At 55.9% G+C, this 21,119-nt stretch carries 19 protein-coding genes; 9 read left to right on the forward strand and 10 right to left on the reverse strand.

Annotation, left to right across the window (positions count from 1 at the left end; genetic code table 11):
* Positions 1-259: 259 nt before the first annotated feature.
* From GOB81_RS15340 to GOB81_RS15360, 5 genes are all read right to left on the reverse strand, one after another.
* Positions 260-454 (reverse strand): hypothetical protein, encoded by a 195-nt coding sequence (locus GOB81_RS15340; RefSeq protein WP_173571203.1) that lies wholly within the window; start codon positions 452-454, stop codon positions 260-262.
* Positions 455-696: 242 nt separating this feature from the next.
* Positions 697-1,299, reverse strand: a complete 603-nt coding sequence (locus tag GOB81_RS15345) for a hypothetical protein (protein WP_173571204.1) — start codon at positions 1,297-1,299, stop codon at positions 697-699.
* A gap of 440 nt (positions 1,300-1,739) precedes the next feature.
* Positions 1,740-3,521 (reverse strand): SIR2 family protein, encoded by a 1,782-nt coding sequence (locus GOB81_RS15350; RefSeq protein WP_173571205.1) that lies wholly within the window; start codon positions 3,519-3,521, stop codon positions 1,740-1,742.
* Between the two features lie 174 nt (positions 3,522-3,695).
* A complete protein-coding gene (locus tag GOB81_RS15355) occupies positions 3,696-4,622 on the reverse strand; it encodes a DUF4238 domain-containing protein (protein WP_173571206.1) in 927 nt (308 codons plus the stop codon).
* A gap of 228 nt (positions 4,623-4,850) precedes the next feature.
* Positions 4,851-5,417 (reverse strand): nucleotidyltransferase family protein, encoded by a 567-nt coding sequence (locus GOB81_RS15360; protein WP_173571207.1) that lies wholly within the window; start codon positions 5,415-5,417, stop codon positions 4,851-4,853.
* A gap of 178 nt (positions 5,418-5,595) precedes the next feature.
* Here GOB81_RS15360 and GOB81_RS15365 point away from each other — a divergent pair, with 178 nt between their 5' ends.
* The 9 genes from GOB81_RS15365 to GOB81_RS15405 are packed head-to-tail and all read left to right on the forward strand — an operon-like array spanning position 5,596 to position 13,333.
* The gene (locus tag GOB81_RS15365; protein WP_173571208.1) at positions 5,596-6,060 is read left to right on the forward strand and encodes a DotD/TraH family lipoprotein; all 465 of its coding nucleotides are present in this window, start codon (positions 5,596-5,598) and stop codon (positions 6,058-6,060) included.
* A complete protein-coding gene (locus tag GOB81_RS15370) occupies positions 6,053-7,057 on the forward strand; it encodes a type IV secretory system conjugative DNA transfer family protein (RefSeq protein WP_173571209.1) in 1,005 nt (334 codons plus the stop codon). Before GOB81_RS15365 ends, GOB81_RS15370 begins: the two co-directional genes overlap by 8 nt.
* Complete coding sequence (locus GOB81_RS15375) at positions 7,054-8,223, forward strand: type IV pilus twitching motility protein PilT (protein WP_173571210.1); 1,170 nt, start codon at positions 7,054-7,056, stop codon at positions 8,221-8,223. The genes GOB81_RS15370 and GOB81_RS15375 overlap by 4 nt, the downstream gene beginning before the upstream one ends.
* Positions 8,223-8,471 carry an IcmT/TraK family protein gene (icmT, locus tag GOB81_RS15380; protein WP_173571211.1) on the forward strand — a complete coding sequence of 83 codons (249 nt, stop codon included), beginning with the start codon at positions 8,223-8,225 and terminating at the stop codon, positions 8,469-8,471. The genes GOB81_RS15375 and icmT overlap by 1 nt, the downstream gene beginning before the upstream one ends.
* Positions 8,468-8,899: a hypothetical protein gene (locus GOB81_RS15385; protein WP_173571212.1), complete on the forward strand. Its 432-nt coding sequence runs from the start codon at positions 8,468-8,470 to the stop codon at positions 8,897-8,899. Before icmT ends, GOB81_RS15385 begins: the two co-directional genes overlap by 4 nt.
* Positions 8,896-9,396 (forward strand): lytic transglycosylase domain-containing protein, encoded by a 501-nt coding sequence (locus GOB81_RS15390; protein ID WP_173571213.1) that lies wholly within the window; start codon positions 8,896-8,898, stop codon positions 9,394-9,396. Before GOB81_RS15385 ends, GOB81_RS15390 begins: the two co-directional genes overlap by 4 nt.
* Entirely contained in the window at positions 9,393-10,544 is a 1,152-nt protein-coding gene (locus tag GOB81_RS15395) for a secretion/conjugation apparatus DotM-related subunit (protein WP_173571214.1), read from the forward strand. Before GOB81_RS15390 ends, GOB81_RS15395 begins: the two co-directional genes overlap by 4 nt.
* A gap of 10 nt (positions 10,545-10,554) precedes the next feature.
* Complete coding sequence (locus tag GOB81_RS15400) at positions 10,555-11,010, forward strand: hypothetical protein (RefSeq protein WP_173571215.1); 456 nt, start codon at positions 10,555-10,557, stop codon at positions 11,008-11,010.
* 1 nt (position 11,011) lies between these two features.
* A complete protein-coding gene (locus GOB81_RS15405) occupies positions 11,012-13,333 on the forward strand; it encodes a type IV secretory system conjugative DNA transfer family protein (RefSeq protein WP_173571216.1) in 2,322 nt (773 codons plus the stop codon).
* 285 nt (positions 13,334-13,618) lie between these two features.
* Here GOB81_RS15405 and GOB81_RS15410 read toward each other — a convergent pair whose 3' ends face one another.
* From GOB81_RS15410 to GOB81_RS15430, 5 genes are all read right to left on the reverse strand, one after another.
* Positions 13,619-14,467, reverse strand: coding sequence for an HNH endonuclease (locus GOB81_RS15410; protein ID WP_173571217.1), 849 nt, complete (start codon positions 14,465-14,467; stop codon positions 13,619-13,621).
* Positions 14,467-16,011 carry an AAA family ATPase gene (locus tag GOB81_RS15415; protein WP_173571218.1) on the reverse strand — a complete coding sequence of 515 codons (1,545 nt, stop codon included), beginning with the start codon at positions 16,009-16,011 and terminating at the stop codon, positions 14,467-14,469. The genes GOB81_RS15410 and GOB81_RS15415 overlap by 1 nt, the downstream gene beginning before the upstream one ends.
* Before the next feature lie 562 nt (positions 16,012-16,573).
* On the reverse strand, positions 16,574-17,428 hold the full coding sequence (locus GOB81_RS15420; protein ID WP_173571219.1) for a hypothetical protein: 855 nt from the start codon (positions 17,426-17,428) through the stop codon (positions 16,574-16,576).
* Between the two features lie 462 nt (positions 17,429-17,890).
* Positions 17,891-19,267: a transposase gene (locus GOB81_RS15425; RefSeq protein WP_173571220.1), complete on the reverse strand. Its 1,377-nt coding sequence runs from the start codon at positions 19,265-19,267 to the stop codon at positions 17,891-17,893.
* A gap of 508 nt (positions 19,268-19,775) precedes the next feature.
* On the reverse strand, positions 19,776-21,113 hold the full coding sequence (locus GOB81_RS15430; protein WP_194299923.1) for a reverse transcriptase domain-containing protein: 1,338 nt from the start codon (positions 21,111-21,113) through the stop codon (positions 19,776-19,778).
* Positions 21,114-21,119: the final 6 nt, after the last annotated feature.

The raw sequence follows: 21,119 nt of genomic DNA on the forward strand, positions 1-21,119 counted from the left end.
TTGCCATGGCGGGAAACTCCATGACGGACGGACAGGAGACTCTCTCCTACCCTCTCATTCCGTCGCGGAAACCGCGCAGCCCTCTCACTCTATCTGTTACAACCTGCCCAGATCGCTCACCCTTTCCCCGTGGAAAAAGTCGGCTATGGGGGGGGAAGCGGAAGGTCTGCTTATGGTCAAAGTGGGGAATAAATCTGTCGCTTGAAGTTACTAAACCACCCATAGCCTTCAGACACTATTCACAGCAGTTCGTAAGTTATTACAGGATGACGCTCATGCAGGCGTGTACCTCGGACACCAGCTTATCGACTTCCTGGATGGAGGAGGGGAAACTCCCTGCAGTGTGGGCATATTTGTTACGAGAATGGGCGATGGAGGCAGAAAAGGCGACAGCTCCGGAGTGATCCAGATAGCCACGCGTGGCAGGGGGAAGGGCGCGCAATTGATGGAGCATTTTCCCAATCCCGGACTTCGGAGTGATGCCGTTGGCGCGAAGTATTGACCCGAGGCATGTATCCAAAGCCCGGCTGGCATGAATAATCTGAAGGAGGCGTTGACGAGTCAATGGCTGCAGACGAACACATCGTCCGAGTTCCTGAAGTTCTCTATCCACCGCTTGCATCAGGGGGTCCGTATTGTAAATCCGAGCCCCCCTTACCAGAGCCTGCATTAGTAGGTGGCGGGACTTTCGAGTGCTCACTTTAGCTTCCCATATCGTTCGATCAGTATGCCTACATCATCAAGAGATCTCGCAGATCGCGACGGTACCATGACCCAGCCTGCGAACGCGGCGGCTCGGAGCGCCTTGTCGGGATCGCCCTTCACTTCAGGGTAGTCTGGGACGAAAAGTGCGTTGGCCATTGCATTTCGCGGTTCCGCCTCGCCGTCGACGATGTCATACCACCGCCCTGCTTCCGACATTGCTAGATTATTCATGGCGGTCAGTGTGGGCGTCCCCGAGAAGAACGCCGCGTTCACTTGGTTGCCGATTTGATCACGCGACGGGGTGCGCGAGACCGGCCCTCGGCGTTTAAGCCCTTCTTCCGCCTGGAAACCACGTCGCAGAACCCGAGCTAGCCGGTAGGTATTTGCGAAGCGCTCTTCCGAGCGCTTCTGGGCTTTTTCAGCCCGATCCAGTTGTCGGGAGTGCGCGGGATTGTTCACGATCCGGAGAAGCGCTGCCTGGGCACGTTGGTCACCGAGTTCTAGTTCTTCGGCGAATGCATTGTCCGTTTGGGCTGGTTTATCTTCGTCGACCACGAGTCTAACAAAATTGGTGTGCGGGGGAAGCGCCATCATGTTGAGTGCCAGTCGCGCTGCGAATAATGTAGGCCGACGACGTTCCTCTGCGGTCGACATCATGACAGCGGTCAGACCGGACCGTCCTCCGACCAATAAGTCCACCGAGCGCAACACGAGCGGATGGTCCGGTGCCGCGACAACTATAAAGTCATTACTCAATGACTGTGCTAGTCGCCTTGCCAGCTGATTACGACGTTCTGCAATCGATGGGACCAAAATATTCTCCTATTCGACTACCTATCATTACATGACGCATTCGTCTCGTGAAATGCGTGCGGCTCCGCAGCCAAGGCCTGAGATTCATTACGGGGGCGCGATCGATCGTCCCAAGCTTAGCGATCTGATATGGAAGGAGAACAGAATGTCCGCTTTAGCAGAATAGTATATCGAAGCCACCTGTATTTCAAAAATATTCCTTAATAATAAATTGGAATCTCTCATCCCAAACTTATCTTTTTTTGAAATTCTACTAAATTTTTAACGGCATCTTCTACTTTCCCATTTGCCAAGCCAATAGAAACAAGCGTTTTTCCGCGATGGGAATTTAAGAAGGAGCCAAAAATATCTTCTGGCATTCTAAATCCATCAAATATGTAATCGCCATAGGGAGCCCAAAACCACAGCCCAGGAACTCTCTTTTGTTCCTCAATTTTTTCTGATGCGTAGTGTATAGTGATTATTTTCTCTATATCATTTATTGAATTTTTTAATATCTCCTCACTTAATCCAATATATTTTGAATCCCCATTAAGAGAATTAAGAATAAACGCGCTTGAAGGAATTTTTCTTCGCTCCATACCATCTAAAAACTTCCACTCTATATGGTCGTAACATGAGAAAGGAGCTTGGAAGATGTATTTTGATGGAGTTTGAGAGCTAAATAAATAAATCTCATGATCAAAGCACTGGAATATTCTCACATATTTTTCAGATAGATAAGCTCCCAAAAGGGAGTAATAAAAGCAGAGTGAGAACGGAACATTCAGGATATTTATGTAATATGCGTAACCTCCTATCAGCTTATGTTTAAATGACAACCCCTCAATTTCATTTAATAGAATTCTGAAAGAGTCATCTGTTCCCCATCGGGCGCAAATAAAACTTAATATCCTAATTCCATGCGACACTTCTACAAGGAATTTTACTGCTTCATTAAACGTGAGTTTGTCGTTGATATCCGTTCGAAGATTTTTCTCGATATGATCGATGATCTTTCGAATCTCACCTTGTAATAACTCGGTCCATTCGAGGTTATAATAGTCATCCCTGCAATATTTTTTTGATAGAGCGATCTTTATTTCGAGACTATCAGGGTGAGGCTCCATACTTTCCCGCAACCCTTTGACAGCATCTAGAAGTTGGGTCGTAAATGAATCTGCATCTGTAATTTCAATTACTTTACCTCTTCGATTATCAGTCAGTGATTGTGCTTGGCTAGACGGCTTTCCTCGGGCCGCCCAATATAGTTGGTATCGCCGCCCTGGTGCGCGCAAAATAGCATCACGTAACGCGATATCCCAGTCTCCAGACCATCCAACAACTAGTAGACCGTACCAGTCAAAGATTTTGTCTAGTAACGTGTTCGTTGCGTCTGAGTATGTTGCTAATTCGTTTGGAGTGTTTTTGATACGAGTGTCTAAATAATCACCATGAACCTTTATAACCGTGCATCGAGCGTGGACCAGGGGCTCAGCGCCTTCAATATCGCTCTCATGTGAAATTATAGTTGGTTCAATTCCTTTTTCCTTAAGGGCCAATTCCATTAGTCGATCAAAATTTGTAGTGATAATAACTTTTATAATTCCATCATATACTAATTGAGCTACTGCATAATGGGCGGCTGTAGGTCTCCGTTGGTCTTCATCGCTTTTTGGTTCAATAAATTGATGAATAATCTGACGACGTTCTGCCTCAGATCCAGAGATCATGTCGAGCAGATCAGAATAATCGGCAGATTTCCCGAATGTATCTTTGTACCATTCGGGAAGATTGTCGGGCGTATCTTCCTCTCTCAAAGATGAGACGCGCCTGATTAACTCGAGCGTAATTTCCCAGCCCGTGGGAATATTTGCTGACCGAGATAGTCCAGATCCTAACAATACTGCGTAGACACCGGGATTTTGGCACAAGGAGCATACCAAGGATTCGAAATTACTGAGTTTCATCATATGGTGTATCTTACAAAAACCATCAGAACGTTCCAGTGGTCTTTCGGGCATGCCTGCTTTCCGATCACGGTGTAATATACGTAATGACCGCAAAGAGGCGACTGCCGCCTGTCTGTTCTAGTTTGCTTGAGCAGACAGGCGAATTAGGGGGGGAGAGCAGAACGTCGCCTGCCGGTTATCCGTAACGGCTAAAGCAGACCTTGATTAGTCGCCCCAACTCACTTTTTAGGTGGGCGGAATTTTGTCGAGAGCACAAATTCTCTCGAGATAGTCTAGATCAACGCCATAGAGCTGATCTAGCGACCATCTATGTATTTCTCGGTTCAACCACTCAGCATCAAGAATAGAGACCGATCTTGGCTGGTCAAAGGGATCTGCTGTCAAAAGTAGGGCGCAGGTTGGCGTAATTGGATAATATAGTTTCAGATCGGTGTTAGTTGGATTAAGATTGATTACAGGCTGGTCTCCAGTGATAAAATGGATTGGCGTCGCATTTTCAAGAATAATGGCGCGGTAACGACCGCGCGCTTCGTGCAAAGCTGCCCCGGTCTCGGTTGTCTTAAAATGGTGTAAAATCGGCCAGACGCGATCAAGATTTACGCTAGGCGGTCGCGAGATATTGATAACTGCATCGCGCATTCTAGCCGTGCGCAGATATTGAGTGGCAATAAAGGCGGCAAAAGCGCACGCATCCTTCTCGTTATCCCAGAAAGTCGCGTCGCGGGCTCGGAGGCGGGCGAGCAAGGGCGCCCCCTCGTGCTCAATGGCGCCGTGATAGAGTTCGACAATGCTGCGTTCGATATATTGAACCTTTTGCTCAATCTTAGTCCGCTCTTTTTCCTCAAGTCCCGGCTTGTCGAGTTGGCGCCGCAGTTCCCCCCCATGCGTGAATATTTGCACGAACAGGCGACAAGTCTGCTGTGCCCAAGCGTTCGGTAGGCTCCTAATGACGCGATCGAGGTAATTTTTTTCTGCGTCGGTAAGGTCGAACACGCGGTAGAAGTAGGTTTCACTGGCGATGTTCCTGGGATTGGATCTGAAACCATTTCGCGCGTCTTGTCGGTAGCAGGCTATGAGATCCCCGGCAGTCCAGGCCTCAAGATAATGGCGCCAGACATAGTGCTGGTTCTTAGGCTTCTTCGGCGGTAACAATTTATTTGTCTTTCATGCAGAGTGCGTGACTCGACTCTCAGTATCTAACATTGGATTAGCTTAGGTTCGGCAACGATAATGCGAAAGATGAATTTCCAGATCTGCTTTGCGTAGAGTGATCAGATGTCTGTATGACCGAGATGAAGGCGGAAGCAGCCTGTCTGCGTGATAATTGAAGCGGCTAGGTCGCTTTGCGAGGGTTCCGCCCAATCGGCTTCCAAGCGAGCATTAGAGACACGATCCTTCGATTATCTCAAGCCATGCCCATCGCTTGCGGTAGCTCTCCGCCTTGTGACGGAACAGGTGGGGTTTTGGATTGCGCGGGTTCATACGCAGCACGCCAGAGTTCAGGTCGCCAAGCCCATTTGGTGCGTATAAATTACCAGTCTCGATCTCGATCCCGACAGAAGTGCAAGAGATCAGGTACAGGTCGATGCCAGCACGCGCAGACTGAAGTTGTGGATATTCACCTCCAAAGCGATCACCATACCAAAGATGCACCCGTGCTTGGTTTTTGATCTCTACTTTAATAGGAAGGTCAGCCGTTTCCGCTGTGACGCGCCGTACCACCTGATCCTCGGCTTCCCAAGACAAATCCTGTTTGTCGAAATAGAATACGTCGTAATCTTTTATACCCCATTCAGGAGCGCAGCCGGAAATCTCATTCCATTTCGTCTGGAAAAGGCACCCGGCTGTTAAATGGCATTCGCGTAACCTCATTCGTCCGAGGCGAGCAAATAGTTCCTTATTAAAAGGGTTTTTTAGGACAGAAGCGATGAAATCGAGACCGGTCATACATAGCTGTAAAGTGCAAACGGTCTGTTTTGGCAACAGCTAGATTTCGGCCGAATGACCAGTATGAGGGCGATAGCGGCCCCATAGATCCCATTCTCCTCGTCTGCCAAATTATTTTTGTCTCCCAGTTAAGTCGCACGCGATGATCCGATGATGTCCTCAATCCGAGGAGGGCATCATGAACCGACACCATCTTTTCGCGCCCGCCCTGCTGCTGTGCCTTGCCGCGTGCTCGACACCGGGTCATCCCGGTCCGGTCGAGACCACCGGCATGCCCAACACCGAACTTGCGTTGCAGCGGGCGATCCAGAGCACCGATCACGACATGGCCGAATTCGGCGCCCTGCGTCCGACGGTCTCCGTTCCCGCGACCACCGCCGATAACGCGCAGGTTCCCGAGGAATTGCGCCGCAGCGTCTGGTTCGTCTGGAAAGGCCCGCTTCTGCCGGGCGTAAAAAAACTCGGCCGCGAGATCGGCTACACCGTCGCCACGCGCGGCGATCGCGAGGACGTGCCGGTGGACATCAACACCACGGCCCCGGTTCTCGACCATCTGCGTGCCCTTGGCGATCAGGCCGGCAACAGGGCGACGGTCGCCGTCGATCCGGTCACGCACAGCATCACGGTGACATACAATGGCTGATCGTCTCCGCCCTCTCGCGGTGCTGGCGCTCGGCACCATGCTCGCCACGCCGGCCCTCGCGCAAAGCAGGATCGGCTACACGCTTCCTTTCGAAAGCCCGAGGCCGCCGCCCGCGCCCAATGGCACGCTCATTCCGGAACCTGTGCCGCCCATGCCCTCGGCCAATGAGGTCATGGCCAATGACCCGGCCCTCGCCAATCCCACCAACACGCCGGTCACGGGGTCGTACGATCTGCAGCGCCTGACCGGTGGCGAAGCGCCGCCCTCTCTGGAAGCGTTGCAGGATACCCGCCCCAACGACGAAAAAGGCGACGGCCTCAAGAACGGACGCCGGGAAGAGCTACAGGAAGCCGCCCATATCTATGGCGCGCAGGGCGGTCTCGCGGGGCGCTCCTTTGCGATCAACCAGATGCTCCAGCGCTATGAGCCTGTCCTCGACAGCACGTTCGATTTCCGTCCCCTGGTGCTCCCCGTGGGAGGGGGCCAGACCCTGATGCAGCCACCCATCGTCACTCAGGCGCAGATGGCGATGGCGCTCTCCGACAGCGGACAGGTGGCCCGCGAGACCCGCTGTGTATTCGAGATCACCCGCGAGGCGCAGCTCACATCGGCGCCGCCCAACTGGCGGACCTATCTCGTGCGCTTCTGGGCACACCCACGCCACCCGGCCGCAGCCGCATTGCCACTGACGAACAAAGAAGTCCGTTACTGGAACGGCTGGGTCGCCGAGGGCTGGGCGGACGGAGAGAAGCAGGCCGTGGAGATTTTCCTCTCCGACGTGGCCCGTCTTGAAAGCGACTACAAGGGAATGGCCCGCTACCGCGTGCTTCTGCATGCCGGCCGGGTCGAGGAGCCCCGCGTGGTGTTCGAGAACCGCGCCGCCGTGGGTGGGGGCGACATGCTCCATCTGGATGATCGGGTCATCCGGATTACCGGCCAGCCCGGCCTGCAGGGCAAAATCCATAACAGCTATGGCTATCCGGAGGATTGCCGATGAGCGCCACCCTCAAACACAACGTCGTGGTGTTCGACGGCTGGTCCCATGAGGGGCGTGTCGAATACCCGTGGGTCGCCGACGCCCGCAAGGTCGCGCCCGGTCTCGACGATCTCCTCAAATGGGCGCACGCACAGGGCGCGTCGCGCATCGACATCAAGACCAGTCACCGCATTACCATCAAGGTCCACGGTGTCGGGCGGTATGTCACCGTCGCGTCCATGAAGCCGCAGGATGTCGATGACATCGTGCGGCATGTTTATGGCAACGACGGTCCCGCCAATATCCAGGTGAACAAACAGATCGACACCGCCTACAGCGTGCGCCTCGGCCGCACCGAAAGCCTGCGGTTCCGTCTCAACATCTGCCCGATCATGACCCTGCAGGGGCAGGGCACGCAGATCATCATGCGCCCTATTCCGTCGCGGCCCCCAAGCCTCGACGTCCAGCTGGTGGAAGACGAGATCCGCGCCACCAACGGTCTCCCCAGCGGCATGGTGTTCGTGGGCGGCTCAACCGGTTCCGGCAAATCGACGCTGCAGTTCGGACTGGCGGAAGCAAAGCTGCTCGATCCGCGCCACACCTGCGACATGGCGACCGGCGAGGAGCCTATCGAGTTCCTGCTCGACTACCTCAAGCCCGCGCACGGCTCGCGGATCAGCCAGACCGAGATCAGGCCGCCCAACATGACATTCGCGTCCTTTGTGCGGGGCTGTATGCGCCGCGAAATGACCGACCTGATCGTGGGCGAGTGCCGCGACGGCGATACCATGGATGCGGCGATCAACTGCGCCATCACCGGTGGCAAACTGATGACCACGGTGCATGCCGATGACGCCCCACTCATGATCCAGCGCGCCATTTCGCTGTGTCCGCGTGCGGAGCGCGACAACCTCGTGAGCGCACTCGCGCAGTCGCTGCGCTTCGTGATGAACCAGCGTCTGCTGCCACGCAAAGGCGGCGGTCGTGTTGCGATCCGCGAGTTCGTCACCTTCGACCGCGCCCTGCGGCGCAGGCTTCTGACAAACGACGCGGAGAAGTGGCCGGACCTGATCCGCCAGGCCGTGGACCATGACGGGCAGAGTTTCGCCACCGCGATCCGGCTGCGTCTGGAAGATGACCTCATCACCGAGGAGACCGCCCGTCTCGCCGAAAAGCGAGACGCCTGATGTGGCGCGCCACGGGTCTGCCCGTTCGCATCCTCTTTCTCGACGGCAGCGCCTGCCTGCCGATGCTTATCGCCGTCAGCTACTGGAGCTGGACGACGCTTATCATCGGCGTCCTCGGCACCCTGTTCTTCGGCACGATCTCATTCTTCGGGCTGACGCCCGTCACCGCCTGGCGGTGCCTGCGGCGCTTCCTGTGCGGCCGCCTGCGGACCGCCCGACCTACATGGAAAAGGAGGCGCTACGGATGAGTGCTCACCCGCTTTCTCTCCCGCCTGAGCGTGTGGGCAAACTTCTGCACGCGCTCATTACCCGTCAGATGCGGCCGGTTTTTCTCAACGGCCAGCCCATGAGCCATGGCGCCACGAGCGCGGCCTGCGCCCCGGACGGGTTCCTGCCCGCCTTCATGGTGGCAGCCGAAAGCCTCTGGCATGCCCTGACCGGCACCGGCTTCGGGATGGTCCTCAAACCGTCCGAACAGACTTCGACAGGCGTGGAACTGACCGCCATCCGGGCGGACTCTCTCGTGGTCGTGCTGCTCTGTCTGCTCGAGGTTCTCGAACGCCTGAGCCTCGAGCACGATCATATCTCGCTCAACGATCTGCCCACAGTCTGGGATTATGGCCTGCGGCTGATCCAGGTGTCCGGTGAGCGCGCCGTGCGCGAGGAGGCGGCATGAAGCGCCTGCTTCCGCTGAGCCTTACAGGTCTCCTTCTCCTCGGACACCCCGCTGCCGCGCAGGAGCCCGGAGAGACCGGCCGCGAAGCCGTGGCCTGTCTGACCGCTGCAAGCCGGCACGAGCACGTGCCGCGCAGTGTGCTGCTCATCCTTCTCTACGTTGAGGGTGGCCGTCTTGGCAGCACCGTGCGCAACGACAACGGCACCTATGATCTGGGACCGATGCAGGTGAACAGCTCGCACGTGCCCGAGATTGCCCGACGCTGGCGCACCACGCCCACCCGTGCCTGGAACGCCCTGCGCGACAACCCCTGCGCCAACATCGAAGCAGGCAGCCATATTCTCACGGATGCGCTGCGCGAGACCCATGGGGATCTCTGGCAGGCCGTCGCTTTCTATCACTCCCACACCCCGCGCTTCGGGCGAGCCTATCTCCAGCGCGTCTGGACCGTGACCCATGACCTGATGCAGACCGCCAACACGGAGAAAGGCTCATGAGCGCCACCCACTCCCGTTCATCCGGCATGGATGGTTTTTTCGACAACGGCGCGGTTCTCGCGGCGGTATTCCTGATCGTGAACGCGCTTCTCTTCTGGATCGCATGGTCCACCTGGCACGCGCAGATCTCGCTGTTCGTGATGCGCTCGCTGCTGTGGCAGATCGGGCATCTCACTCCCAGCCCGGCTCTGAATCATCTTGCCGGACAGTTGCAGCACGCCTGCCGCCACCCCTCGACGATCCGGCTGATCCAGCTCTACTACGGGATTTCCATCGTCGGAGTAGCGATCCGCTGGCCTGCGATCTGCCTCACGCTCGCCTGCGCCATGGTGTGCATCCTGCGTGGCGAGAACCGCGAACTGCGCCGCGTCCTCAATCTGGACTCCTTCATCGAGATCCAGGCGCGCATGTTTCCAACACTCCGTGGGTTTGCCAAACGCCGGTTGACCGCGCTGGTCCCCCCGAGCGCACACGGCGATCCCCGTCCGGCGGATCCCGCCCTCACATCCGAGGAATGGGTTGCCCGCTACGCGCGCAATGACGATGGCAGCTTCAATGAGGTCGGGGCGAGCGAGGCATTCAGCCGACAGGTCGGCGCGTCCTTTAGCGGTGGGCCGGAGGATGCCGCTCCCGTTGCCCGTGTCCTGTTTGCCGCCTTCGCGCTGCATCGTCTGCAGCGCCGCAAGGAAGCTATGGAATTGCTCGGCGCTCTCTCCGAGGCCATGGCGGATATTGAGATCGCCGGTGAATACGGCCCGGCCTCACCATTGCCTGCACCAAAGGCCGTCGTGCGGGAAGCTGACAGGCTGCTGGCGTCACCTGAAATCACCGAGGCCATTGCCACCAGCTGCGAACCCCACGGCTGGACCACCACGGCGCTGATGAGTCTTCTTTGCGACGCCCGTCTTGCCGCAGGTGTCCTCGCCCCGCCTGCCTTTGCGATCGTCAAGCTGATCGACCGGCCGCTCTGGTACGCGCTGCATTCACTGGGCTTTCCCAGCGAGAACCCGCGCGAAGACGTCCACCCCAATCCCCGCATCGAAGCGGCCGGCGCGCGCGCCCACTGGGAAGAAGAGCGCCGCCTCGGTCGCCCGCTCTACCTGCCCGCGCTTGATCGCGCCCTCGCCACAGTCCGTCCCGCAGCCTGAAAGTTTCCCCATGACCCGTATCGTCATCCAGACCGGCACATCCGCGCCCGTCACCCTCGACATCGAGGACACCGGCGACAATGCCCCCGTCCATCTCCATCTTCCGGCCGCCCCGAACCTGCCGGCCGGGCAGCCGAAAGAAGAAGCCGCCAAATGGCGCGTATGGCGGCGTCCCGCCGTTGTAGCTGCGCTCACCGTGATCGCAGTTTTTGCGGTCATGCGGGTGACCGCCCCCCCGTCGTCGCAGGAGCCACCGCCCCCTCCTTTCGCGCGGCTGCCGCCAATCCCCGGACATGGGCCGGAGATCCTCCAGCGCCAGACCGAGGCTCCGCGAACCACTGACGACAGACAGGTTCTGCTCGACGCCCTGAAGCAGCCTGCCCATGTCGAACCGCCCCCCGGTGTGCCGGGCAATGCCCTGGCCACCGCGCCTTCTGCCACCAATGCTTTCGGACTGGAGAACTGAGATGGTTGCCCGTCGCATTGCAGGGCCGGTCGCCAACCAGCAGATCAACCGGGAGCGGATCTACCGGGACTCCCGGCCATGGTGGACACGCTGGGCGGACGATCTCCGCTCCCCTCTGGCCGGATGGTATATGCTGGCCCTCGCTTTCTGCGCGTGGCTTGTGCCGGCACTCACCGGGCCAGCACTCGTTCTGACCCCCATTATCGCGATGTGGGTGCTGATGCGGGCGGAAAGCCTGCCGCTGCATCTGCCGCGCTACACAGGCGAAGTGGACAGCAACAACCTTTCCCCCAAGGATCGCAAGCCCCAGAAGGCCGACGGCATTCTCTATCTCGGCACCGAAGCGCGCACACGCCGCCAGATCTGGATGACATCGGACGCTGCGCGCCAGCATGCCGCCATCCCGGGCACCACGGGCGCTGGTAAAACCACCGCCATCGTCTCGCTGGCGGCCAACCCGCTGGCACACGGATCAGGCTTCATTCTCATCGACGCCAAGGGCGACAATACCGTTTACGGTGATGTGCTCGCGCTCGCACGGCGCTTCGGTCTGGACGATCAGGTGCTGGTCCTCAACTTCCTCGTGGCCAGTGGGGCGAAGGATTCCAATACCTTCAACCCATTCAGCAGCGGAAACGCCGACGCCATCCGCGAAATGCTGGTCAGTCAGCTGGGCGAGGCGATGCCCAATGATTCCAACGGTGTCTTTCGTGATCGCGCCGTGGGTCTGGCAGGCACGATCATTCCGGCACTCGTGTGGATGCGCGATACCCATGGGATATCCATCAACGTGGACAGCATCCGCTATTCCATGGAACTGCGCTGGATCGGCACACTCGCCCGACACAAGGTGTTTCTCATCCGCAATCCGGATTCCGATCACCCCTTCGAGCGGAGTGTTCCGGAAATCCCGGCTGATATTCTCTGGCCGCTTCAGGCGTATCTCGGTGAGCTGCCGGGCTACGATTCCACGCTCGAATGGAACGCCCAGAAGGAAAACAAGCCATCCGAGCAACACGGCTACGCGAAGATGTATTTCTCCAAGGTGTTCACGCAGCTTGGCGTCTCTCTCGGTCACATCTTCAATGTTGAGAATGCCGACATCATCATGCGCGATGTCGTGCTCAACCGCCGCATTCTCGTGACCATCCTGCCGTCGCTTGAGAACTCATCGGACAGTCTCGCGGGTCTGGGCAAGATCGTCGTCGCCTCCCAGCGCGGCGTGATGGCCCAGCTCCTCGGTGCGAAGCTTCATGGCGACGGCGATGAAATCTTCAAACTGAAGGCAGGATCGGGGGATGCGCCGTTCCATCTGTTCTTCGACGAGCTGGCGGCCTTTGTGACCGATGGCATGGACCGCATGGCCGCGATGGGTCGTGGCCTGAACTGCATGTTCTGGTTTTCGTTTCAGGATCTGCCCGGCCTGACCGCTCGGATCGGTGAAAAAGCCTTCACGCTGCTTGGCAACGCCAACCTCACCCATGCCATGCGTTTGCAGGACGCGATGAAAACCCGTGAATGGCTCGAACAGCAGGCCGACAAGGTGGAAGTCTCTCAGGTCACGCATCTCGACCGCAGCGAGGTCGGCAATCTCTATGCCGGCCAGAGCGCCGAGATCCGTGAAGTCTCGCGTCTGCCATGGAGCGATCTGCAGACGCTTCTGGAAGGCGAGGCCATCACCATGTGGGGCGGCCGTCTGACCCATTCCAAGACCTTCTTCGCCCAGGTCAACGGACGCAAGGGCGCGGTGCGTCGCGTCCAGCCCGTAATGCTGCCGACCGACAGGAAAGGCCATGGTGCTGCCCCTGACGCCGACACATGGAAAGTGCTGGAAGCGATCGAAGACGGCAGCTTCCTCGCCGAGGAACCGCAGGCTCCCATGGCCGACAGTCTCAAACGCTTCGTGGCGGATCTCGCCAACGACAACAGGACCGACATCGGCCGGATTGTTGCCGAGGCCGGAAGCTGCGCCGCCGAGCTTGCCGGCACGGCTGGAGATCCGTTTGGGGTGCGCGGGCAGGCCGACACCTCGTTCCTTGGGCCTCTTTACGCCTGGGCGCAGAAGGAGCGCGGGGGCTTTGCCACGCCGCCCCGGCCACGTCCGCCGATTGACGCGGCTCTTCTCGGCCGCCTCACCGAACTGGAAGAACTCTCTGAGGTGGACGGCGGATCCGCACGGCGTCGGGCGTCCATGATTATCGGTGCCCGTGATGCGTTCGGGGAGATGGTGCGGCTCAACAGTGGCGAGCCCGAAGGAAGCAGGCCCAACGAGGCCGCCATTCTCGCAGCGGCTCGCGAACTCCGGGATCGGCTCGCTGCGTGATGCGAAGGGTTGTCTAAAAAAGAAAGCATGGCATCATGATCAATGAGACGGATCGCAGTCTGTCTCTTGATAAACAGGTAATTACAGAAAACGGGAGGTCCGTGCGGCCTCCCGTTTTCTGTTAGCTTCGCCTCTCCACAAACGACCGATATGGGGGGGAGCGAAAGGACTGGTTTTGGCGTAGAACTCAAATTACCAGACATTCATACGGACCAAAACCGACCCTTATTTTCTCCAAGTAGGGTAGATAATTCACCGCCTACATCTAAACACGATGACTTCGTTTTAGCCTCCGGGCAAAAAACCACCGTCACAAAACCAATCACTATCGCTCCATGCCCGATATGCAGCCGTTCTCCAACCATTGACCCGAGCAGCCGCGCAGCTTTGGGCACGCCGTTCAAGCTCGTCACGCACCCCGTCCAATGGCTCGGCGTCTCGCAAGATCTGAAGTTGGTGCCGGATATTAAGAAGCTCTTCCGCAGCTTCAGACGCGAAGAGTGCAGCTAGACCGAGCGAGCGGAAATGATTGTTAACCCGCGCATACAGCGTATCGTCCCACGCATTCGACCGAGTAATAGCAAATCTCAGGGCGGTCGGCTGTCGTTCAACTACTGTCGCGGTAAGCCAAACCTCATTCCCAAGGTCATCATAATATGGATGAAGTGGCACATCCTCAGCCATAACTGGCACGGCGTCTAACTTTGCCTTATTGCAGTCGGAGCATGCTGGGATCAGGTTGAGCGGGGCAACCGCCAATGCAGGATAGTGTGCTTTTGGCAAATGATGATCGAGCGTTGCCGCAGAGCGCTGCATGCATAACGGGCAACGCCCGCCCGGTGCCGAAGCAAGTATCTCGTCGTAGGTGTCGCGTCCGGGTGAGCCGTTCTTTGCCATACGCTGCGTGTAGACCTTCTCCATTTCGCTTACAGTGATGTCTGGTGCGACGACATCATGGGTAGCGATACTATGAAGCGCATGAACGCGTGCGGCTTGATCGAATTGTGTCGAGGCGACTACAATTGCAGGCTTAGCAAGGGCAAGACGGCCGGCAAGTCCCGGATTGCGCACTCTGCTTATGCAAGTACTGAAGGTAGACAGGGCCGATAAAGTCGGGCGCTTCAGTGACCACATCAGAAGTCCTCGTCCTCAAGATCGCCGCGTGCCGCCAAAAGCCCCTGCACAATTGCCCGCGCTTCGTCTCCAAGTTCGCCGTCGAAACGGCGCACCACACTGTTATAGTTGGGGAGTTCGGCCACCGCCTCCCGAAGCATCTTATGAAAACCCGACTGAGTAACTTCCAGCCCGAATACCTCGCGCGTGAGCAGACCAACGTTTTCACCGAACGTTTGGATCTCGGGTCTCTCGGCCACCGAGCGCAAGCCTGTCCGGCGTACCATCCAAACACAACTAGTCGGCACTTCCTGCAGCACTACCGGCGAGTGTGTAGCGATAATAGCAACTCCGTTCCGGTTTATTAACAGATCTGATAATGCTCTTACAAAAGCTGAAAGCAACGGCGGATGTAAATGCGCCTCAGGCTCATCCAGCAGAACAAGAGTCTTTTCTTCAACGGTCTCAACCAAACGTGTGATTGTTAAAAGAACGATCTTGTGACCTGAGCTGAGATTCCTGAAAAGCTTACGTGCTGCGGATTTTAGATCGTCTGCGTCCATATCTGAACGTGCGAGAGCCGAAACATTCGCGTCACGAAAAATCGGATCAGCCTGCAACATATTGAGTGCTCGTTCCCAACGAGAGACTTTCCCACTTTGCCGACAAATCAGCACGCTGCTGACGAAATCAACAGATAGTGCATCAGGATTTTTGGGAGGTTTCGGCTTGCCCTCCTTATCTTTCCCTATCAGTTTCAGCCCAATATAAGCATATCGGACGCCCTGAGACTTATCCTGCCGATTGGGGAGAGGTTCAAACGGATCGAAAGCACTAAACGTTACAGAGACGAGACTGGTGAATATTTCTTCGTCAAGATCAGTAGTAAAAGCGCCGACTTCATTCGCGTCTGCATCTCGGTCAACGATCGCCCGTGTCATGTCGTTGAGCAATGTAGTCTTGCCCACTCCGTTACGTCCGATCAAGACATGCACGTTGGTGGGTGGATAAGATTCCGGTGCGACCGTAAAAGCGAGGCTCATTGGCCCGATGCGGCGTGACCGTCTCCGAGCTGTATAACTAAACTCATAGTTAGTTAGCCGGGCACCGCCTTGTGCGATCCGATGGAATTGACCAGTTACGGTAGATCGATCAACTGATCGCAGCAAAGATGTTCCGGTAACTTTTTCACCGAGCGCGCGATCAAACAAGGCCGGGTCATTTGCGACATCCCGAAGCCCACCAAGAACGCGATCGCGAATTTCTGCTCCAATTTTATTGAGAGCGTCATAGTAGCTGTCATCTTGGCCGAGTGAAAAAAAACGATCATCAAGCTTGTCGAAATCATTGGGAATATTCGGACGACGCTGGTCATCCGCCATTGCGAACTGGCCGATCTTTACTCCACCGATGCTGTGTCGCTCGCCATCCTCATCATAGATAACGAGCGTATAGAGGGTAGAAAATTTAAACCAATCGTCCCAGCTATCCGTCAGCAAATAGGCGCGATTTCGCGCTTGAGCGGATGGTCGTGTACCAACTGGCAGGACGCGGAAATACGTCATCAAAATCCCCGAAGTCCCGAGAAAAAAGCACGAAAGCTTACGAGGGACTCGGAGTTACGAACCCGATATTGCAAAACGTTGTGCGAGATACACCGTATCATGGTGCTTTTCCCGTAACTTGGGTTTGGAGCCGCTCGAGCAGCTTCTCGCACACGCTGCGTTCTTCGTAGATGACATGCATGCCATCCAGCCTCCTGAAGCGTGTCGCGCGGCAAGTCCAGATGCGGGTCCTCCGTGAAGTCCCATGCGTAGCCGATCTGCTGTTTCATTGACACAACCGGGACGGTGAAAACTTGACGTGAATGATAACTCGACGAATGGACTTCGGATAGTCTCTGATGCGCTTTTGCGACGTGGTTGGGAAAAGCACCGGTTTCTCGACATTCCCTTATTATCCACTATGCGGGTATCAAATCGTGATGTCGCATGTCTTGCATGAGGGCGATTGCTGCCTGAACGCTTACGGGCAGCGGGGCACGGACCGCAATCAGTCGGCCCCCGAATTCAATTGGCACTTCATTCTACGGCGAATTTTGGCGGCGGGTCGCATGGGGTATCCTCGTCAGTAAGAACCACGGTCTAGACGTCGCAGAAACAGTCTGGCTGTGACCAGATTAATCTGAAGCCTGAAAGTGGCGTCCTCCTCCTCCGACAATCCGGGATGTCCCCCGTGCGGATGAAGTCGACTCAACAAGGCCTGTACGAAGGGGGTTTTCTGACCGCCCGCATTCCACTCGTTGTACTCGGTAAGCAGAAAAGGCGGTTTTACGACCGAGCCTAGGAAGTCCCGCTTCTGTCGACTGTCCGCCATTTGATCGCAGCCGAATTTGATCGCGATCTCGTTCAGGTAGCTTTCGAGAAAATTCCGGAGCTCGCCGTTTGCACCCGACCATTCTCCGCGCTGGAACGCAGAAATGGCGCGGGATAAGTGGCCGTCCGCTACAACCAGACCATGCTTTCGCAGCAACTGAACGACTTCACTTTCCGCTTCCCTCATATCCAGCCCGGGGACATCGGAAGGTAGCATTCTGATCAGTGTAACATCTGGTTGTTTCGTCTGTAGCGCCCATCCGCTGTGGTTCTCATCCATGGGGCGTTCGAGGACCTCGAATCCGTCTTGGCGCAGGCCGGCCTTCAGTCTTCGCCAGGAGGTCTCGTTCTGAACCCGTGATGAATACGAAAGTGCAGTTTCCACCAGCGCGCGTTCGAGGGTTACAAGACCCGCCTCGGTATGAACAGGAGGTCCGCCGCTTAAAGCAGCCTTTGCCAAACTCGATACCCGAGCCGACTTGCTGCTGCCGCCTCCCCGATCGGAGATGGCCCATTGCACCTCCCAAACATTGATGTCGCTGTGGGAATGGGTGTCCGATATCACCTCCGCTGCAGCCACGATGGTCATCGGATTGAATTCGCCCATAGCTCGCTTCCCATCTTGGATTGTGCTCAGATGTTGAGATGCTGCATTACAGTTGTCAAACACCGAGCCCTTGTTTGACAACCCGGCAGACGACCGTGGTCGCTCGCAGCACTAAGAGGGGCTTTGATGATCGGAACATTTCCAAAGGGCAATCCGCGATAAGCTTCTTCACTTCGGTCGACTATCTCCTTGTAGACCCAGTCCGATAGTATCTCGATATTCTTATACCAATCGTTGAAAATATGGATGGAACCACGTGAGCGACCCGCCGGTAGAGTGCTTCGTTCGCCATGACAGCGTGATCTTCCAAAACAGATTGGGTAGGATTCCTTCAGGCTATGTCTGGTTTTAGAAAGCAATGAAGCTCGATTGAATGTCTGAGATGAGGCAATTCTGTTGAAAAAGTCGCTTGCTGTGTTGAGCGGATCGGGGCTTGTGAGAAGTTTGATCCGCCTGTCTCCTTCAGGTGGTCCTCTGGAGAGAGAGGACTGGCATCAGCTTTGCCATTTTACGCAGGTTCTGGGCGGTTGCTGCGAGGAGGAATTCATCTCTGGCACCATTTGGACCTCGTAATCGCAGTCGATCCAGTTTGAGTATCCGTTTGAGATGCGCGAACAGCATCTCGACCTTTTTCCTCTGCCTTCGTGATGTCACGTAAGCATCCGTTTGGGCGATATCCCGTGCCATATCGCGAGCGGCTTCATGCACGGACCGCATGATCTTGCGGGCAGGTGTATTCGGAGTGCAGTGCTGCCGGAATTCACATCCACTGCAGTCTTTTACGCGGGCTCGGTAACGAATGAAGCCATCCTTGTCGACACGGGAACGGGGTGTTGTGAAATTTCGATTGGATGCGCGGAGTTGATGGCCACCCGGGCAGGTGTAAAAGTCGTTCTCATGATCGAATGTGAAATCGGAGCGTGCAAATGTCCCGTCGTTGCGAGCTGACTTATCAAACACAGGAATATGCGGTTCGATCCCTTTGTCCTCTACCAGCCATGCGAGGTTTGCGGCGTCGCCATAAGCACCGTCCGCAGCCAGGCGTTCGGGCCATAAGCCAAAGGTCTGCTGTACCCGTTCAATCATGCGACGTTGTGCTGTAACTTCCGCCTGACGCACTGATGTGGTGGCCTCAACATCGACAATAACAGCATGCCTGAGGTCGATCAGATAATTGGTGCTGTATGAAAAGAAAGCCTGATTAGGCGTGGCTGCAGAATACCGTGCCGCACGATCTGTGGGAGATAGCCTTTTAGGGACAACGGGTGTCGACGCACCGAATGCGGCATCGTCAAGAACGGCAAGATATTCTTTTACGGCACGCCCTGCCGCATCAGGAGGAAGACCTTCGTCTCCCGGCACAGCCCGCTGTCGATTGGCATCCGCCCGGATCAGGCTGGCGTCGACGGCAAAACCTTCCCCACCGACCAGGCCCGTCTCGATACAGTGCCGGACGGTCATCTCGAACACTTCGCGCAGAAGGTTGCTCTCACGAAAACGGCCATGTCGGTTCTTTGAAAATGTAGAGTGATCTGGAACAGCCCCTTCCAGACCCAACTGACAGAACCATCGATAGGCGAGGTTCAGATGCACTTCTTCGCACAGGCGTCGTTCAGAACGGATGCCCATGCAGTAACCGATCAACAGCATCCGGATGAGAAGCTCGGGATCAATCGAAGGTCGCCCCATTGTACTGTAAAACGGGCGAAGGTGTTCTCGAATTCCAGAGAGATCAATCAGCCGGTCAATGGATCGAAGCAGGTGATTGTCTGGTACATGCTGCTCCAGGCTGAACCCGTAAAACAGGGTTTCCTGAACCCCGGTTCGCTCACCCATCATCCCCGATACTCCTTGATTGATGACGACTGAATCAGGAAGCTATGATTATTTCAAGAGCGACTTTTTCAACAGAATTAGGCGTAAGTAGCCTGTCTGCTCCTGCATCACTGAGCAGACAGGCGGATCAGGGGGGTGAACAGAAAGTCGGCTGTTGAGAAGGAATACTCAGAAAGCTGACATTTGCATGAAAGACGCTCGGAGTGGCTAATAGTCCGAAGCGGACGCCAATCAGGTCGTACGGTTTTGCCTCGTGCCAGCCCTAAGCTGTCGAACTTGCTGAGCCTGAACGTCAAGCGGTACCCACAGTGAAAGTGGCAAGCAGTAGTTAGAACAAAATGGAAAAGGAAAAGTCTGGATCAACTTTATTTAGAACAATTCTTAACTCCGGATAAAATCATACTTCCGCGGCTGCGTGCCTGACTTGAGCCTGTCGGCGGCAATCCGACGTTTCAAGTCTAGGTGACGACACGGTGGGATCAGGACTAATAACAGTTGAGTAATACATTGCCTATTTTGATTTCTTGCCTTGCGCAAGATCGAACATAGCGGAGGTTGAGGGGACACCAAGTATCATCGTCTTTATCCCATCGTTGGCCCTCCCGAGTTGCCGGACGATCGCACCGTGGTAGCCCGAGACCTGTTTTGAAATGTATTCGTCGAGGTGCTCGAAGGGTTGACGTTGATTGCAGAAGGCGAAGGATTTCTGCCATCCGTAAATTCGCTTATTTAGGGAGTCTAGCGTGGCGCTCTGCGAATGTTTGGAATTTAGAGGGGCGCCTTTTGTGAGCGCTTCTTTGATCGCTGCCTTCGAAGTTGCGAGCGTCTCTCGAACGACTTCCTTCATATTGTCGATAGATTTATTACTAGGGACGCATCGCTTCGGCTGAATGGTGCAGCCAAGAAAATTGATGGACTTGCAGCACTCTCCTTGCGCTGCTTTGTCAGGACCGTCTGCTGGCGTGTAGAGGCCAAAACCAAAGTCTGTCAGGGTTTTCTCGGTGTAAACTTTGGCGTCGTCGATGGCTGCTGTGTTGGCGCCAACCATGAGAATGTCGTCGATGTATCTAACCGCCGTTACGCCCATGGTATTCAGCTGCTGGTCCATGTCGTACAGCAATACATTCCCCGCAAAGGCCGAAAGAGAGGACCCTTGAGCAACGCCGATACCGCCTTTCGGAAACAGGTGCGTGTAGCCAACAAGCTCATCCTCATTCCCCAAGTGAACCTCAAGTGCCTTGGCGAACAGATCAACGAATGCGTTGTCGTTGGTTTCACACCGAACAAAGTCAATCACCTTGTCTGTCGGAATCTTGGTGAAGAAGGACCGAATGTCGGACTGGAAGTAGAATTTCGCACCGCCATCAATCGCGGTCCTGATTGTCTCGATGGCGGGGCGAACGCCGCCATGAGGGTAGATCAGCCCTCCAACGCCATATTTGGATCGGTTAACGTCGTTGATGCGCCCCAGTCTGGCGTCGCAAGCGGTCTCATATCGTGTGTCTGGATCGCGTAAGTCGCGTGCGTGCCTTGGCTGTAGAACCTGTAGGATTGCCCGCTGAACGACACGGTTCTGGATAGTAGATATTGCGATAGGCCGTGGGTCTTTACCTGCGGCAAGGCGTTTGCGCTTGTCTTTCAAGACGCCTTCGACAGGATCAAAAGAGAATTTGCCTGTGCGCAGTTGATTGATGATGCGCTTAAGATGGCGCTGGTGAGCATGCTCGAACTCCGAGGCTTTGCCGCGAATATCGGCATTACCTGAGATCAGAGCGCTACGCTTGACGTGGCGCCAAGCTGAAAAAATGTTTTGTTCGCTTCTGACTTCTTCAAATAATGTTTTCACCATGTTCTT

Source organism: Acetobacter conturbans, from assembly GCF_011516755.1.
Classification (GTDB): domain Bacteria; phylum Pseudomonadota; class Alphaproteobacteria; order Acetobacterales; family Acetobacteraceae; genus Acetobacter; species Acetobacter conturbans.